We start from the raw sequence: 14,465 nt of genomic DNA, 5'->3' as shown, positions 1-14,465 counted from the left end.
GTACCGTTGCCGACTTTCGTAAGTCCCGACATTAAACAGATTGTTTGACCACCTCAACAGTTGCTCGACAATGGTTTTGTCGAGTCCTGTTAAATGCCAAAGGTCTCTTTGTACTGCGTACATCTTTTTTTACCCTCCTTGATTGATTTTACTAGAATTGGTAAATATTTAACTGGCAGGATCAATCCTGCAATGCCCTTTCATCCCTGGACTAAAGTCCCAGGGTTTTCACGGTATTTCTTATAAAACGATGACAAACCAGCTAAATTTAACATGGACAGAGGCTGGGGTTCGTCAAACTCAGACGATTCTAAACGAACAGCCAAGCAAAAACCCGGGAAGCGTGAGACTCGGACGCGACCCAGCGCAGTGCGATATAGTATTTTCGGATTCGAGCGTATCGGGGTTGCACGTCGAAATATTTTTTAATCGCGAATTGCAGGAGTATGCAGTGCGGAATTTGCGCGCCAGCAATCCGCCCCTGGTAGACGGAAAAATTCTCGCCTCGGGCGAAGCAATATTGAAATCCGACAGCCGCATCCATTTAGGCCAAGTGGAAATCGAGGTGAATGTAACTGAGGTGCACTTAGCCGCGCCGCTGACAGTTTTGCTTGGGGCGCCTCCGGTGCAAATTTCTTCCCCGCCGACGCAGCCTTCTATTTACGGTTTGCAGTGTCCCAAGTGCAGCCGCGTTTCGCCTTACGCGCAGTTGAGTGCGGGGTGTCCGTGGTGCGGTACTTCTTTGGCGGCGGCGGCGAGTGTGGTGCTGTCTCCTTGAGGGAAGAGAAAAAGCCAGAATCGCGCGATCGCTCTTTTGTTCGATCGCGCGATCGCCAATGCTAGGATCTTGCTGGCAACGGCATCTAATTTTTACTTCTTGACACTTTTGGGACTGCATTCAATCGAAAATCTCAAATATCAGGGGCGAAATAACGAGAAATCTACAGATATTCTCGGTTTCTAGCCCCCATGCACCTAAAACTATTAAAGTTTTTGAGATAGGCCCCGAGATCAAATCAAATCTCTCAAATTCAAAAATCTTTTTTCCCAGAAAGCTCAAAGCCGACGGCTGATGTTTAAAAAATAATAATGAATCCTCAACCCTTGCACCTGCGACTTACTTGGAAAGATACAGCTACGGGGGATTGTCGCTCCCCGATACTCGAATTGCCCATCGCTTTGGGACGTATTTTTGAAGGTATGCCCTCCACCATCAACGGTGAGCGAGTTTCTCGAATTCCCCTCAAAAGCAGTCAAGTGTCTCGGTTTCACGCTGTGATTGCCACCGAAGGCGACAGTATTGTAGTTACTGACACCGGCAGTCGCAACGGTACTTTTGTCAACGGCACCCGCCAAACCCGGTGCGTGCTGGCAAATGGCGATATGCTGCAAATCGGGCCCTACAAGATAGCCATTTCATTTACTGTTAATTCCACAGAAACCCAGTCTGTCAATTCTCACATTTTCTTTAACCCGCAGACCAATAGGCCAGACCCCGCGTTGGGGCAGCCCATGGTGTCGCCGGTGCCTCAAACAAATAGTAGGGGAGAATTTCCGCCGATCGCATTTTTGCAGGCAAATCAAGTCACAATGCGATCGATCCAATCTATGGGACTCCCGGTTGAAGAAATTGATTGGGCTGCTGTTGGTGGCGGTTTGGGCAGCTTGATTTGGGTGGATTTGCTGAGAATTTGCGGCGTGAAGGTCGATCGAATTGCCGTTCTGGGCATGGAAGAGCAACCTTACGCCCGTTACCGTCGGTTGTGCCTGAATTCTCAAATTCCGCTCAGGGAACGCCTGCGATCGAATTCTGACTCGTGTCCAGACAACATTTGGGGCTGGCCTCCCTATGCTGTGCGGGAAGCTTGGCAGGAATTGCGGAAAGGGCGGTTGATGGTGTCGCTGAAGTTGATGTGGCAGGTGTTTGCGGAACCGACTTTTGCCGAAACTTATACGCCGCGCGCCGGAAATGTGTTTGATTCGATTGACAGGGAAACTGTGCGTATCGGGTGGAATCAGATGTTTCGCTACGGGAGAGTGCGGGCGATTCGCCAGACAGATGACGGTAGGTACGCGATCGCTTATTCTCGATCGAATGCCAACCAGCGCGATCGTGCTTTTTTAATCGCCAAATACGTACACTTAGCCACCGGCTATCCCGCCATTCAATTTTTGCCCGACTTGCAAGAATATCGCGAAAAAACCCAGGATTTTGAGTCCGTTGTCAACGCTTACGAAAGTCACGACGGCGTTTACGAAAAGTTGGAGGCGAGGGGCGGCAGCGTTTTAATTAGAGGGCGGGGAATTGTGGCTTCGCGGGTGGTGCAGCGAATTTATGAAGCGCGACAGCGAAATGCCAACATTCAAGTATTGCATTTGATGCGATCGCCCAAACCTCAAGGTAACAAATTTAACCTCACCGTGCGAGTCGTCGAAAATCACTATGAATTTCAACCTTTCAACTGGCCCAAAGCCTGTTGGGGCGGCGAACTCCGCGTACTTTTGGAAAAAGCCAAACCCGAATTTCGCCCGCAGTTTCTCGGAGACTGGGGCGGCACTACCACAGCCAATCGCAGCGACTGGCGGCGGATAGTCAAAGAAGGTTTAAGTCAAGGATGGTATCAAATTACCTTCGGGGAAGTCGAGCGAGTCGAGCGCGACAGTCAAAACCGCACCGTGACTTACATTCAAGAAAAGGATCTCAAAGGGCAAATTAAGTTACAAGCTGATTTTATTATTGACGCGACAGGTTTGGACGCTAAGGTAAAAACCAGTCCCCTGCTAGAGGATTTGGTAGTTCAATACAATCTTCCCCTCAACAATTTGGGGCGTTTGAGTGTCAACAACGATTTTGAAGTGCCCGAATTGCGGAACGCCTCCCCCAACAACCCAGAAGGGCGGGTGTACGCAGCGGGCGCGATTACTTTGGGCGGGCCTTACGCGCCCGTAGACAGCTTTTTGGGCTTGCAATACGCCGCCCTGCGTTCCGTTGAAAGTCTGGCCGCTAACGGAGTTCCGGGTGTTGGGAAATTGAGCGTTTGGCGATCGTTCCTACAATGGTCAAAGTGGATTTTAAATAAATCTCCCGGCTAAATTGAAAAAGTTCGGTAACGGATTTTGTAGCGGATTTAACGGATGTAAAAGAGCTTCGCATTCAACCTCAAATCCCAATCCCCAATCCCCAATTCAAAATCACCAATTCAAAATCGCCAATCCCCAATCCAAAATTCAAAATCCCCAATCTAAAATCCAAAATCTAAAATCTAAAATCGAATGACCCCCACCTTATTCGGCCGCTGGCAAACTCGGTTACTGCTATTTGCAACCATCGGCGTTTTAGTAACCCTGCCATTTTTTCTAGGTTTAATCACTTCCACATCAGGTGCAATCTTTTTCTTAATTTTAGGTTATGTAGCAATTTTTGGCATCGGCTGGGATATCTTATATATCTACATCCAGCAGTTTCGCTGGGATCGAGATTGGCCCGGCGCATTTCAATTAATCGCCGGGATTTGGGAAGCACTTTTTGTGTTATTTTTCATCAAAATTATCGGTTTGCCGGGAATACCGCGAGAAAATTTTGACTTAACAGCTTTTGCATTGCATTACAGTTTAGTGTGGCTGGCTATTTATCTAGCATCCCAAACACTAATGCGGATTTTGTTTCCCTACTGGCGTTTCCGAGGCGGCCAATGGTTTTAAGAATTATTGGAATTTGTAGGGGCAATCCCTCCGTGGTTGCCCATATTTGAGTAGGGAAACGGCACTGCCGTGTCCGGCGCGGGGTTCTGCGACTTTTAGCAATAGTCAGGTGCAAGCCCAACCGAATTTATAGTAAGCTTAGTTTAAAATAACTGGGATGATTTAATGTACCGTTCTCCCTGTATATTCTCCTTTTTTTCCGGTTCGGGATTCCTTGACCTCGGTTTTGAATTAAATGGGTTTCATGTAGCCTATGTCAATGAAATTTTCCCACCTTTCATGCAAGCATACCGCTACTCTCGGCAGTGCCTGAATTTGCCGCTACCAGAATACGGATACTGCGAAGGCGAGGAAGCAGATGTCACTCAACTTGTAGGGGGAAAAACAGCTTCTCGCCTGCGGGAATTGATGCAGGATGCCCGCCAGCATCACGATATTGTGGGATTTATCGCGGGGCCGCCTTGTCCAGACTTTTCTGTGGGTGGTAAAAACCGAGGGCAGGAAGGAGATAAAGGCAAACTTTCAGCTTCCTACATTGAATTGATTTGCCAGCAGCAGCCGGATTTCTTTTTGTTTGAAAATGTCAAAGGTTTGTGGAGGACAAAAAAACATAAAGCTTTTTACGACGAACTCAAGCTTAAGTTGGCTGATTCGGAATATTTTTTTGTGGAACGTTTAATAAATGCGATCGAATATGGAGTACCGCAGGATAGAGACCGAATTATTTTGATTGGCTTTAAAAAAAATCTTGTCAAAAATCTGGGGATTATTCTAGATGAAACCAGCCCAATGTTACCTGAAAATTTATTCCCCTGGGAAACTCAGATATTATATCCCAAATCAGAAGTTTTTTGTCATCATTGGTCTGAAAGAAATGCTTTTGTACGCGATGGTTTTTTGCCTTGTCCCGATGGCATCACCCAAGAATTAACAGTTGAGTTTTGGTTTCAAAAAAATGATGTTCTCAACCATCCCAACGCTGAACATTATTTTGAACCAAGAGCAGGTATTAAAAGGTTTGCTGAGGTCGATGAGGGAGACGATTCAAAAAAATCTTTCAAGCGCCTGCACCGCTGGCGTTATTCGCCGACTGCTTGTTACGGTAATAACGAAGTTCACTTGCACCCTTACAAAGTTCGCAGGCTTTCTGTTGCTGAAACACTAGCTATTCAGTCTCTACCAAAAGAGTTTGCACTGCCGGATAATATGACATTGACGAATATGTTTAAAACAGTTGGAAATGGAGTTCCTTACTTGGCTGGGCAAGGTATTGCTAAAACTATTTTACATTTTTTACAATCATATCATAGGTTTGTAGTTTGTAGGGTGTGTCGCCTGCGATAAATCTCTGCATCACAATCGACAATCTAATGGCGAAGCACCACCAGCACCAGCTATTGTAAACAAACCCCAAAATATATTGTAGCAATATTTTTCAGCAATGGTATTAATCGCCGCGCCTCACACACCCTAAAGGTTTGTGAAAGTTGTTTTTCAATAAATTAAGAACAAGAAAAGTTCACAAAGGGTTGAGACTTGTTATATAATAGTTGGTTAAGGTTGAAAACCTAGATTTTTTATTTTCCTGCAATTCGCCATGACCGTTAAACCCCGCCGCTATCACATTACCACTTTCGGATGCCAGATGAACAAAGCCGACTCCGAACGGATGGCTGGCATTCTGGAAAATATGGGCTTTGAGTTCTCGGAAGACCCGAACGACGCTAGTTTGATTCTCTACAATACTTGCACCATTCGCGATAATGCCGAACAAAGAGTTTATTCTAACCTCGGAAGGCAAGCTCATCGCAAGCGTAAAGAACCGGGTTTGACTTTAGTTGTAGCTGGATGCGTGGCGCAACAGGAAGGTGAGGCGCTGTTACGGAGAGTGCCGGAATTGGACTTAGTAATGGGCCCGCAACACGCTAATCGACTTGAAGATTTGCTGGAACAAGTTTTCCAGGGAAATCAAGTTGTGGCGACGGAAGCTGTGGAGATTATGGAGGATATTACTAAGCCTCGTCGCGACAGCCATGTGACTGCTTGGGTGAATGTAATTTATGGCTGCAATGAACGCTGCACTTATTGTGTTGTGCCAAATGTTCGCGGGGTTGAACAGTCGCGAATGCCGGAGGCAATTCGGGCTGAAATGGAGGAGTTGGGCCGTCAAGGTTACAAGGAAGTAACTTTGTTGGGGCAGAATATTGATGCTTACGGGCGCGATTTGCCGGGGACGAAACCGGATGGTAGCAACCTGCATACTTTGACTGATTTGCTTTATTTTGTGCAGGATGTTCCTGGTGTCGATCGCCTGCGTTTTGCTACTAGCCACCCTCGCTATTTTAATGAACGATTGATTAAGGCTTGTGCGGAGTTGCCGCAGGTTTGCGAACATTTTCACGTGCCTTTTCAGTCGGGAGATAATGAGATTCTGAAGGCGATGTCTCGGGGTTATACTCAGGAGAAATATCTGCGAATTGTTGATATGATTCGCCGTTATATGCCTGATGCTTCGATTACGGCTGATGCGATTGTCGGGTTTCCTGGGGAGACGGAGGCGCAGTTTGAGAAGACTCTGAAGTTGATCGAAGATGTTGGTTTTGATTTGGTGAATACTGCTGCTTATTCGCCTCGCCCGGGAACGCCTGCTGCGTTGTGGGAAAATCAGTTGAGTGAGGAGGTAAAAGCCGATCGCCTGCAACGTATCAATCATGTCGTGACAACAACGGCTATGGAGCGATCGCAGCGCTATTTCGGGCGCACGGAGGAGGTTTTGGTGGAAGTCCAAAATCTCAAAGATCCAACTCAGGTGATGGGGCGCACTCGCGGCAATCGTCTCACATTTTTTAAGGGGGATATTGCACAATTGGCTGGTAAGATTGTGCGTGTTAAAATTACTGATATTCGCGCTTTTAGTTTGACTGGCGAAATGCTGGAAAATCTAAATTAGATTGCGAATTTAATTTCTTTTCCTCCCTTCCATATCCACTAACTCAAAACTATTCCCCGTTCCCCTGATTAAAATGGAAAAACCAATTCGCATTTTACTGCAAACAACGATTCCAACAACTGAGGATGACTGGAGTATCGAGCGTTTCTCTTTGTTGCGAGACTATTTGGCTAATCTGAAGGACGATCGGGGAAATCAATTATTTCAAGTAACGGCAAGAAACCGCGAATCAAATATAGAAGGAAATGACCCAATCCTAAGCAGTTTGGGAGAATCAATATTTGACGAGCTGTGGCTGTTTGCTGTTGATATAGGAGACGGTTTGACTGAAAAAGATTGTGCGGGAATTAAGGCTTTTCACCAACGGGGTGGGGGGATTTTGGCAACTCGCGACCATCAAGATTTAGGTTCGTCTATCTGCACTCTTTCCGGTGTGGGGGCTGCACATTTTTTTCAAACTAAAAATCCCGATCCAGATCCATCGAAACATTGCATAGATGATGTTGATACTACTAATATTTCTTGGCCTAACTATCATTCTGGACGCAATGGGAATTATCAGAGAATTATCGCGATCGATCCGGTGCATTCTCTTTTGAAAAGGTCTGGTGCTTCTGGGGAAGCGATCGAGTTTTTTCCGGCTCATCCCCACGAAGGTGCTGTGGGTGTCCCCCCAGGCGATCAGTACGGTAGGGTAATTGCACAAGGGAAAAGTTTGGTGAGCGATCGCATTTTTAACCTCGCTGTTGCTTTCGAGTGGCCTCCCGATACGATCGGAAATCAGCTCGGACGTGGAGTGGCTCAATCGACTTTTCATCACTTCTGCGATTATAATTGGAATTTGGATATGGGTTGTCCAAGCTTTGTGACTGAACCGCCGGGAAACACTATGCAAACAGAGTCACAGGCTTTAGATGATATCAAAACTTATGTCCGCAATTTAGCTTTGTGGCTGGCTGGAACACCGCAATAAAACTCTAATACGAAAAAAGAGTCTAAATAACATGACACAAAATTCTGAATTTGACAAGACGCAAAATTCAATTCCTCAAGTGGAATTGCCGCAGCCAAACGAACGTGGAGAGTATAAAAGAACATCTCACCGATATTGGGAAGCCACAGATTCAGACCCCAACGGTGTTAAATGTCGCATGGGCCCGCACTCTATTCAGGAAATAGAAGACCCTGGAAGCAAGGTAAATTTAAATATTGGCAGTTGGCCTGTAGTTGGTACTTTGAAACCAGGGCAGAATTTTGAAATCTATCTGGGCCCTAGCGGATTGGGGGTTTTGTACGATGCCCAACGTCAACCTTGGTTTTTTATAGAAAAAAGTGAGGGTACCGGCGCGCCGAGTAATTGTTTTGTGCCGGCTAACAGCAGTTTTGTGAAACCAATACAGCCCCAGTAACCTCCATAGATAATATTTGCTAGAGTCTCGGAGTCTTTTAACAAGATATATTTTTTTACCGCAGAGAGCGCAGAGGACACAGAGGAAGAGTGGAAGGGAGGGGATAGGTAGTCTTAAAGCGTTCATTTCTGCGTTGGCTGCGCTCTCTGCGTGTATATTTATCAAAAAGTATCGGGAGTATGGAAAAATGACGAAGATGCGGATCGGGTTACTCTTCGGCGGGCGATCGGGCGAACATGAAGTCTCTATTAGTTCGGCAAGGGCGATCGCCCGTGCCCTCGCTGCTGACGAAAATGCTTCTAAATACGAAGTTCTGCCCTTTTACATCCAAAAAGACGGCCGCTGGCTGTCGGGAACATTACCGCAGCAAGTCTTAGCCGCCGGCAAACCTCTGGAAATAGAGTCACAAGCAGGAGAAGCTTGGCAATTTCCTAATTTTAATGGAGTAGATGTTTGGTTTCCGGTTTTACACGGGCCTAACGGTGAAGACGGTACGGTGCAAGGATTGCTGAAATTATTGCAAGTTCCTTTTGTCGGTTCGGGGGTTTTGGGTTCGGCGATGGGAATGGATAAAATTGCGATGAAAATGGCTTTTGCTAACGCAGGTTTGCCGCAGGTAAAATACATCGCTGTCAATCGTTCCGAAATCTGGTCGAATCCTTGCGTTTTCCCCAAACTGTGCGACAAAATTGAAGCTGAGTTGGGCTATCCTTGCTTTATTAAACCAGCAAATTTGGGTTCGTCTGTGGGCATTTCTAAGGCTCGATCGCGCGCTGAGTTAGAAGCCGCTCTTGATGGCGCCGCCAGCTACGACAGGCGGATCATTGTGGAAGCTGGTGTGGTTGCTAGAGAGTTAGAATGTGCGGTTTTGGGCAACGATAATCCGAAAGCTTCAACGGTGGGAGAAATTAGTTTTCAAAGCGATTTCTACGACTACGAAACTAAATATACTGAGGGACAATCCGAGTGTTCAATTCCGGCAAAAGTCAGCAGTGCGATCGTCTCGCAAATCCAAGAAATGGCAGTGCAAGCATTCTTAGCCATTGACGCTGCCGGTTTAGCGCGGGTAGACTTTTTCTACGTTGAATCAACCGGAGAAGTTTTGATTAACGAAATCAACACTTTCCCCGGATTTACAGCTACCAGTATGTATCCTCAAATGTGGGCGCATGATGGTATTTCTTTCCCCGAATTAGCAGACCGTTTAATTCAATTAGCTCTCGAACGGCACGGCGAAAAAGCTTGAATTGTGAGCCTCAAACTCCTTTCCTAAAAATAGCAAAAAATAAGTTATTCCGCAGGTAATATATCCATACCAGCGTCAACGAGATAACATGGTTGTGGCAGGGAGTACCTGCCCACAGCCCAATTTCTGCTACTAGCAGAGCAAGTGGGAATTTTTAGCAGCCTGGTATAACTAAATGCAACATAAAATCGTTAACGGAGAACGGCGAATAGCAGCGTCAATCTCACATCTGGCATCTCAAATTTTAACTTGGTTAACTTAATGAGACGTTTCACTAAACTGCCGCAGTGGTGGACTTACGGACTGTTATTCCCTCTAGCGGTACTCAACTGCTGGTTAGCCCTCCTAGTGTTTGAATATTTTCGCGCTCTGATTACTGTTTTGGTAATCGCTACAGTGTTCTCTTTTTTGCTAGATTATCCAGTGCGTTTTCTGCGTAAATACGGGCTGAAGCGCGATCGCGCAGTTTTGTCGGTGTTGTTCGTAACTTTACTGATATTGGTGGTTTTAGGTGTCACTCTGGCTCCGATTCTGCTGAACCAAATCACTGAACTCGCTACTCGACTCCCAACTTGGATAGTTTCCGGTACAGAACAGATTGAAGCGTTCAATAAGTGGGCAGAAAATCGCAATCTTCGCATTGATGTTAGCGGTTTGACTACTCAATTGAGCGATCGACTTTCAACTCAATTGCAGTCTCTCACTGGCGAAATCCTCAAATTTGGCTTGGGTGCGGCAGACAGTCTGGTGAATTTTCTGCTGACAATAGTTCTGACATTCTACTTGCTCTTGCATGGCGATCGCGTGTGGGAAGGATTGTTTAAATGGTTTCCCTCCAAACAGAGCCTGCAATTGCGACAGTTGCTGGCGCGAAGCTTCCACAACTACTTCGTCGGACAAGCAACCTTGGCGGGTTTGATGGGACTGTCGATGACGGTGGCTTTTTTAATTTTGCGAGTTCCCTTCGGGCTGCTTTTCGGTTTGGGTGTCGGTGTAATGACGATGATTCCCTTCGGGGCACCTTTCAGTATTTGCGTTGTCAGTTTGCTGATTACACTAAGCAACTTTTGGCTCGGTGTGACAGTTTTAGCTGTCGCGACAGTCATAGAGCAAGTAATTGAAAGCGGGGTTGCTCCTCGATTATTAGGTGGTTTTATCGGCCTCAATCCGGTGTGGATTTTAGTGTCTCTGTTAGTGGGAGTTAAGGTGGCGGGAGTAGCAGGTTTGTTAGTTGCTGTACCGATGGCTGGTTTTATTAAGAATACTGTTGATATTTTGGAAACTTCCAGGAACAAGTCGAGGGAAATTGATGCGGTTAGTTCCATTGAACCCAATAAAGTTGAGAGCGGAGATTCCAACAGGGAAAAACTATGAAAAATAGACACAGTTTGCTTTCCTCCGGATCGCGAAAGCTAACGTTCTTCTCTTGGGAGCATCTCAGTTTTGCAAGAAGCATTTTTTATGGTAGTGCGAGCGTCCCCGCTCGCGTGCTTGTACAAGCACGCGAGCGGGGACGCTCGCACTGTAAATGCAAAACTGAAACGCTCCCCTTCTCTTGGGATAGTGTTAAGTGAACCGTATTGCGATCGAACCTACGGAAAATAATACTATTTTAGGATCGCGAATTAAATAACTGACAATTTTAATTGTTATTGTGGGATGGGCGTCCCGCCCGTCCAAAAAGTACGGGCGGGACGCCCATCCCACTTTCAAGAGTAGAAGTTATTTAATTCTCATTCCTTAGATTAACGTTCATAGCCGTAGGATAGGGATACATCGACAATCCTCAAGAAAGAGCGACTGTTTCGAGCGAGCAACGCACCGGTTTCATTGCAGGCTAAGGAAACAAACCCAACATTTTTGTTTGAGTTATGGGCTGCCGGTAGCAAGGCCATGAAGATTTTCCAGGAAATGCGGAATATGCGGATCCGTTACCGTAGTTGGTATTATCGCAGGTGTGGCAATTCGCCAGTCCTCACCCAGGGCGATCGCGCTGACCACCTAAAATCAACAATTTGCCTGCAACAGTCTGGTTTCTACTCCAGCCTGTAGGGTAAATCCCACCACCCAAACACATCTGATAAATGTTTCAATTAAAATTAAAGAACCTTGAGTTCTAAGTTAATTGTACAGTAGTGCTAAAACTGCCAAACCATAATTATAACTTTCACCCATTCTCTACCAAATTAATACTATGTCAACCCCCAAAAAATCTAATCAAACTCAACATTCTCGCCGTTTTTCTGTGCCGAAAAAACTTGCTTTTTTATCCCTCGTTTTGCTCGGCTCCACGGCAACTGTCGGCTGCAACGCCCTAAATTCGCAAGTTCCTGGCAGTTCTAATGCTATCAAAGCCGAACAACCTGCAAGCGCAGCGCCAATCTCAGCTTTACCTGCAAATATATTGCCGAATCAAGACTCTAATTTTGTGACTAAAGTAGTGCAGGAAGTCGGCCCGGCAGTAGTACGAATTAACTCGTCTCGCACAGTGAAAAACCAAGCTCCAGAAGAGATTCCCGAACAATTCCGCCGCTTCTTCGATCCAGATTCTCCGATTGGGTCTCAGCCGGGAAATCGAGTACAACGAGGCTCTGGTTCGGGTTTTGTTTTTGGTTCCGACGGCCGCATTTTGACTAACGCTCACGTTGTTGATGGCGCCGATACGGTGACGGTAAAACTGAAGGATGGCCGTGAATTGGCAGGCAAAGTTTTGGGCGTAGATACAGTTACTGATGTGGCTGTTGTTAAAGTTGAGGCTACCGATTTGCCTGTGGTGAGTTTGGGTAAATCTGAAGATTTACAGCCGGGAGAATGGGCGATCGCGATCGGCAATCCCCTCGGTTTGGACAATACCGTGACTGTCGGTATTATTAGCGCGACAGGCCGTTCTAGCGCCGATGTGGGCGTTCCCGACAAGCGCGTCAGCTTTATTCAAACCGACGCCGCCATCAATCCCGGCAATTCCGGCGGCCCGTTGCTGAACCAGCGGGGTCAAGTTATCGGCATGAATACGGCGATTATTGAAGGTGCCCAAGGGTTGGGTTTTGCGATTCCGATCGATCGGGCCCAACAAATTGCCAACCAATTAGTCAGTACCGGAAAAGCCGAACATCCTTATCTCGGCGTTCGGATGTTGAGCATTACTCCCGAAGTCAAAGCAGAATTCAATAAAAATCCCAACGCCAAATTGAGGCTGACTGAAGATAAAGGCGTGTTAGTTATGGGAGTTGCAAAAAATTCGCCGGCGTCACAAGCTGGAGTGCGCGTTGCTGACGTGATCAAAAAAATCAACGGTACAGAAGTCACCGATGCTGGCAGCGTACAGCAAATTGTGGAGCAAAGTACCGTAGGCAAGGATATGCAGCTTGAGTTGAGCCGCAGCGGACAACCTGTGACTGTGGCGGTGACAACTGGTGCTTTTCCAGCGGGCCAGAAGCAGCAGTAGAATTGAAACTTTGAGTTTGCAGTCTGCTTGGGAACGGGCTCTCCGGCCCGTTCCACAAAAAAGTTAAATTCTGATGGAACCGGTAGTATTTTTAGGAACGGGCAAGATGCCAATTCCACAAGAAAGTTAAATCCTGGTGGGGTGGGCATCTTGCCCGCCCCGAATTTTTTATATAATGGGCTTCTCGCCCTGATTAGTGATTAAAAGGTATAAAAAATGGCTCACATCAATTTACGCCGCCCCGAAAATATCAGCGGTAATTTTTACGTAGATAGTAGCTGCATTGACTGCGATACTTGTCGGTGGATGGCACCGGAAGTCTTTACTCAAGCCGGAGAACAATCTGCGGTTTACCAGCAGCCAACCAACGAGACAGCATCCATGCGAGGTCTCGCGGCTCTTTTGTCTTGTCCGACAAGTTCGATCGGCACTGTTGAAAAACCCAAAAACATCAAAGAAGTTCAACAAAACTTGCCAGCACTGGTAACAGACAATATTTACCACTGTGGCTACCATTCAGAAAAATCCTACGGGGCTGCTAGTTATTTGATTGTCCGTCCAGAGGGCAATATTTTAGTTGATTCTCCGCGTTTTGTGCCGCCGTTAGTGAAAAATATCGAAGCAATGGGTGGCATTCGCTATCTATATTTGACTCACCGGGATGATGTGGCAGACCATCAAAAATACCGGGAGTATTTTGAGTGCGATCGCATCCTTCATGCTGACGAAATTAACGCGGATACTCGCAGTGTGGAAATTCAATTATCTGGCAATGAACCGCATCAAATAGCTGATGATTTGTTGATTATTTCTGTACCCGGTCACACGAAAGGTCACACAGTTTTACTTTATAATAACAAGTTTTTGTTTAGCGGCGATCATCTCGCTTGGTCAGAAAATTTACAGCATTTGATTGGTTTTCGGACAGCCTGTTGGTATTCTTGGGCAGAACAAATCAAATCTATGCAGAATTTGGCTAATTATGACTTTGAGTGGGTGTTGCCGGGGCACGGGCGCAGGTATAATGGCGATCGAGAAACAATGCAACAGCAAATGCAGAAGTGTATTGATTGGATGGTTGATGCTTAATGTGATATAATGAAGATAAGTGTTCACCCTCACTAACTTGAATGTTGGAACTACTTGCAAGAATCACAATTAATCCCAGACAGTGTAGTGGTCGTCCCTGTATTCGTGGCATGAGAATTCGGGTATCAGATGTACTAGACTTATTTGCGGCCGGTTTGAGTGCTGAACAAATTCTCGAAGAAATGCCCGATTTGGAAAGAGATGACCTCAAAGCATCTCTTTTGTACGCATCACGTAAACTTAATCATCCAGTGTTAGTTGCATGACGATCTGGGTAGATGCACATCTGCCACCAGCGATCGCAACCTGGATGACTAATACACTTGGAGTAGCAGCGGTAGCCTTGCGCGACATTGGACTGAGAGATGCTGAAGATCCTGAAATTTTCGAGGCCGCCAAAGCGCAGGGAGTTATTTTGATGACTAAAGACAGCGACTTTGTTGATTTGGTCGATCGTCTTGATTCGCCTCCACAAATTATCTGGTTGACGTGTGGCAATACATCAAATGATCGGTTGCGAGAGATTCTTAGTGCACATTTGTTAGATGCGCTGGAACTTTTGAGAACCGGTGAAAGGTTAGTGGAGATTAGCGGGGATTAGTCGCCACAGTAAAAATTCCAATG

General features: G+C 46.2%; 14 protein-coding genes and 1 pseudogene. 14 read left to right on the top strand and 1 reads right to left on the bottom strand.

Annotation, left to right across the window (positions count from 1 at the left end; all coding sequences use genetic code 11):
- Nucleotides 1-123: pseudogene (locus JGK07_RS33225) on the bottom strand (RNA-guided endonuclease TnpB family protein); the annotation flags it as partial.
- Nucleotides 124-250: 127 nt separating this feature from the next.
- Here JGK07_RS33225 and JGK07_RS19215 point away from each other — a divergent pair.
- From JGK07_RS19215 to JGK07_RS19150, 14 genes are all read left to right on the top strand, one after another.
- Nucleotides 251-778: an FHA domain-containing protein gene (locus tag JGK07_RS19215; RefSeq protein ID WP_293184423.1), complete on the top strand. Its 528-nt coding sequence runs from the start codon at nucleotides 251-253 to the stop codon at nucleotides 776-778.
- A gap of 311 nt (nucleotides 779-1,089) precedes the next feature.
- Nucleotides 1,090-3,093 (top strand): FHA domain-containing protein, encoded by a 2,004-nt coding sequence (locus tag JGK07_RS19210; protein WP_293233564.1) that lies wholly within the window; start codon nucleotides 1,090-1,092, stop codon nucleotides 3,091-3,093.
- Nucleotides 3,094-3,273: 180 nt separating this feature from the next.
- Nucleotides 3,274-3,702: a hypothetical protein gene (locus tag JGK07_RS19205; protein ID WP_293242671.1), complete on the top strand. Its 429-nt coding sequence runs from the start codon at nucleotides 3,274-3,276 to the stop codon at nucleotides 3,700-3,702.
- 165 nt (nucleotides 3,703-3,867) lie between these two features.
- Complete coding sequence (locus JGK07_RS19200) at nucleotides 3,868-5,046, top strand: DNA cytosine methyltransferase (RefSeq protein ID WP_293290996.1); 1,179 nt, start codon at nucleotides 3,868-3,870, stop codon at nucleotides 5,044-5,046.
- Between the two features lie 253 nt (nucleotides 5,047-5,299).
- On the top strand, nucleotides 5,300-6,652 hold the full coding sequence (gene miaB, locus JGK07_RS19195) for a tRNA (N6-isopentenyl adenosine(37)-C2)-methylthiotransferase MiaB (RefSeq protein ID WP_293216715.1): 1,353 nt from the start codon (nucleotides 5,300-5,302) through the stop codon (nucleotides 6,650-6,652).
- Between the two features lie 73 nt (nucleotides 6,653-6,725).
- On the top strand, nucleotides 6,726-7,625 hold the full coding sequence (locus tag JGK07_RS19190) for a hypothetical protein (RefSeq protein ID WP_293233560.1): 900 nt from the start codon (nucleotides 6,726-6,728) through the stop codon (nucleotides 7,623-7,625).
- Nucleotides 7,626-7,656: 31 nt separating this feature from the next.
- Complete coding sequence (locus tag JGK07_RS19185; RefSeq protein WP_293184435.1) at nucleotides 7,657-8,061, top strand: hypothetical protein; 405 nt, start codon at nucleotides 7,657-7,659, stop codon at nucleotides 8,059-8,061.
- Nucleotides 8,062-8,248: 187 nt separating this feature from the next.
- Complete coding sequence (locus JGK07_RS19180) at nucleotides 8,249-9,307, top strand: D-alanine--D-alanine ligase family protein (protein WP_293184437.1); 1,059 nt, start codon at nucleotides 8,249-8,251, stop codon at nucleotides 9,305-9,307.
- Nucleotides 9,308-9,568: 261 nt separating this feature from the next.
- A complete protein-coding gene (locus tag JGK07_RS19175) occupies nucleotides 9,569-10,681 on the top strand; it encodes an AI-2E family transporter (protein WP_293193255.1) in 1,113 nt (370 codons plus the stop codon).
- A 546-nt stretch (nucleotides 10,682-11,227) separates the two neighbouring features.
- On the top strand, nucleotides 11,228-11,359 hold the full coding sequence (locus JGK07_RS19170; protein WP_293184441.1) for a hypothetical protein: 132 nt from the start codon (nucleotides 11,228-11,230) through the stop codon (nucleotides 11,357-11,359).
- A 142-nt stretch (nucleotides 11,360-11,501) separates the two neighbouring features.
- Nucleotides 11,502-12,752, top strand: coding sequence for an HhoA/HhoB/HtrA family serine endopeptidase (locus JGK07_RS19165; RefSeq protein WP_293242674.1), 1,251 nt, complete (start codon nucleotides 11,502-11,504; stop codon nucleotides 12,750-12,752).
- 216 nt (nucleotides 12,753-12,968) lie between these two features.
- Nucleotides 12,969-13,841: an MBL fold metallo-hydrolase gene (locus tag JGK07_RS19160; RefSeq protein ID WP_293242676.1), complete on the top strand. Its 873-nt coding sequence runs from the start codon at nucleotides 12,969-12,971 to the stop codon at nucleotides 13,839-13,841.
- Nucleotides 13,842-13,882: 41 nt separating this feature from the next.
- Nucleotides 13,883-14,107, top strand: coding sequence for a DUF433 domain-containing protein (locus JGK07_RS19155; RefSeq protein WP_293184449.1), 225 nt, complete (start codon nucleotides 13,883-13,885; stop codon nucleotides 14,105-14,107).
- Nucleotides 14,104-14,442 (top strand): DUF5615 family PIN-like protein, encoded by a 339-nt coding sequence (locus JGK07_RS19150; RefSeq protein WP_293193258.1) that lies wholly within the window; start codon nucleotides 14,104-14,106, stop codon nucleotides 14,440-14,442. The genes JGK07_RS19155 and JGK07_RS19150 overlap by 4 nt, the downstream gene beginning before the upstream one ends.
- Nucleotides 14,443-14,465 lie beyond the last annotated feature (23 nt).

It is taken from the genome of Microcoleus sp. PH2017_24_DOB_U_A, from assembly GCF_020738205.1.
Taxonomy (GTDB): domain Bacteria; phylum Cyanobacteriota; class Cyanobacteriia; order Cyanobacteriales; family Microcoleaceae; genus Microcoleus.
Note: the sequence above shows the minus strand (reverse complement) of the source record. Positions and strands in the feature narration are given on the sequence as shown.

Bases quoted from the DNA above. Each gene is read 5' to 3' on its own strand.
- JGK07_RS19215 (WP_293184423.1), top strand. From the start codon at position 251: ATGACAAACCAGCTAAATTTAACATGGACAGAGGCTGGGGTTCGTCAA.
- JGK07_RS19210 (WP_293233564.1), top strand. From the start codon at position 1,090: ATGAATCCTCAACCCTTGCACCTGCGACTTACTTGGAAAGATACAGCT.
- JGK07_RS19205 (WP_293242671.1), top strand. From the start codon at position 3,274: ATGACCCCCACCTTATTCGGCCGCTGGCAAACTCGGTTACTGCTATTT.
- JGK07_RS19200 (WP_293290996.1), top strand. From the start codon at position 3,868: ATGTACCGTTCTCCCTGTATATTCTCCTTTTTTTCCGGTTCGGGATTC.
- miaB (WP_293216715.1), top strand. From the start codon at position 5,300: ATGACCGTTAAACCCCGCCGCTATCACATTACCACTTTCGGATGCCAG.
- JGK07_RS19190 (WP_293233560.1), top strand. From the start codon at position 6,726: ATGGAAAAACCAATTCGCATTTTACTGCAAACAACGATTCCAACAACT.
- JGK07_RS19185 (WP_293184435.1), top strand. From the start codon at position 7,657: ATGACACAAAATTCTGAATTTGACAAGACGCAAAATTCAATTCCTCAA.
- JGK07_RS19180 (WP_293184437.1), top strand. From the start codon at position 8,249: ATGACGAAGATGCGGATCGGGTTACTCTTCGGCGGGCGATCGGGCGAA.
- JGK07_RS19175 (WP_293193255.1), top strand. From the start codon at position 9,569: ATGAGACGTTTCACTAAACTGCCGCAGTGGTGGACTTACGGACTGTTA.
- JGK07_RS19170 (WP_293184441.1), top strand. From the start codon at position 11,228: ATGCGGATCCGTTACCGTAGTTGGTATTATCGCAGGTGTGGCAATTCG.
- JGK07_RS19165 (WP_293242674.1), top strand. From the start codon at position 11,502: ATGTCAACCCCCAAAAAATCTAATCAAACTCAACATTCTCGCCGTTTT.
- JGK07_RS19160 (WP_293242676.1), top strand. From the start codon at position 12,969: ATGGCTCACATCAATTTACGCCGCCCCGAAAATATCAGCGGTAATTTT.
- JGK07_RS19155 (WP_293184449.1), top strand. From the start codon at position 13,883: ATGTTGGAACTACTTGCAAGAATCACAATTAATCCCAGACAGTGTAGT.
- JGK07_RS19150 (WP_293193258.1), top strand. From the start codon at position 14,104: ATGACGATCTGGGTAGATGCACATCTGCCACCAGCGATCGCAACCTGG.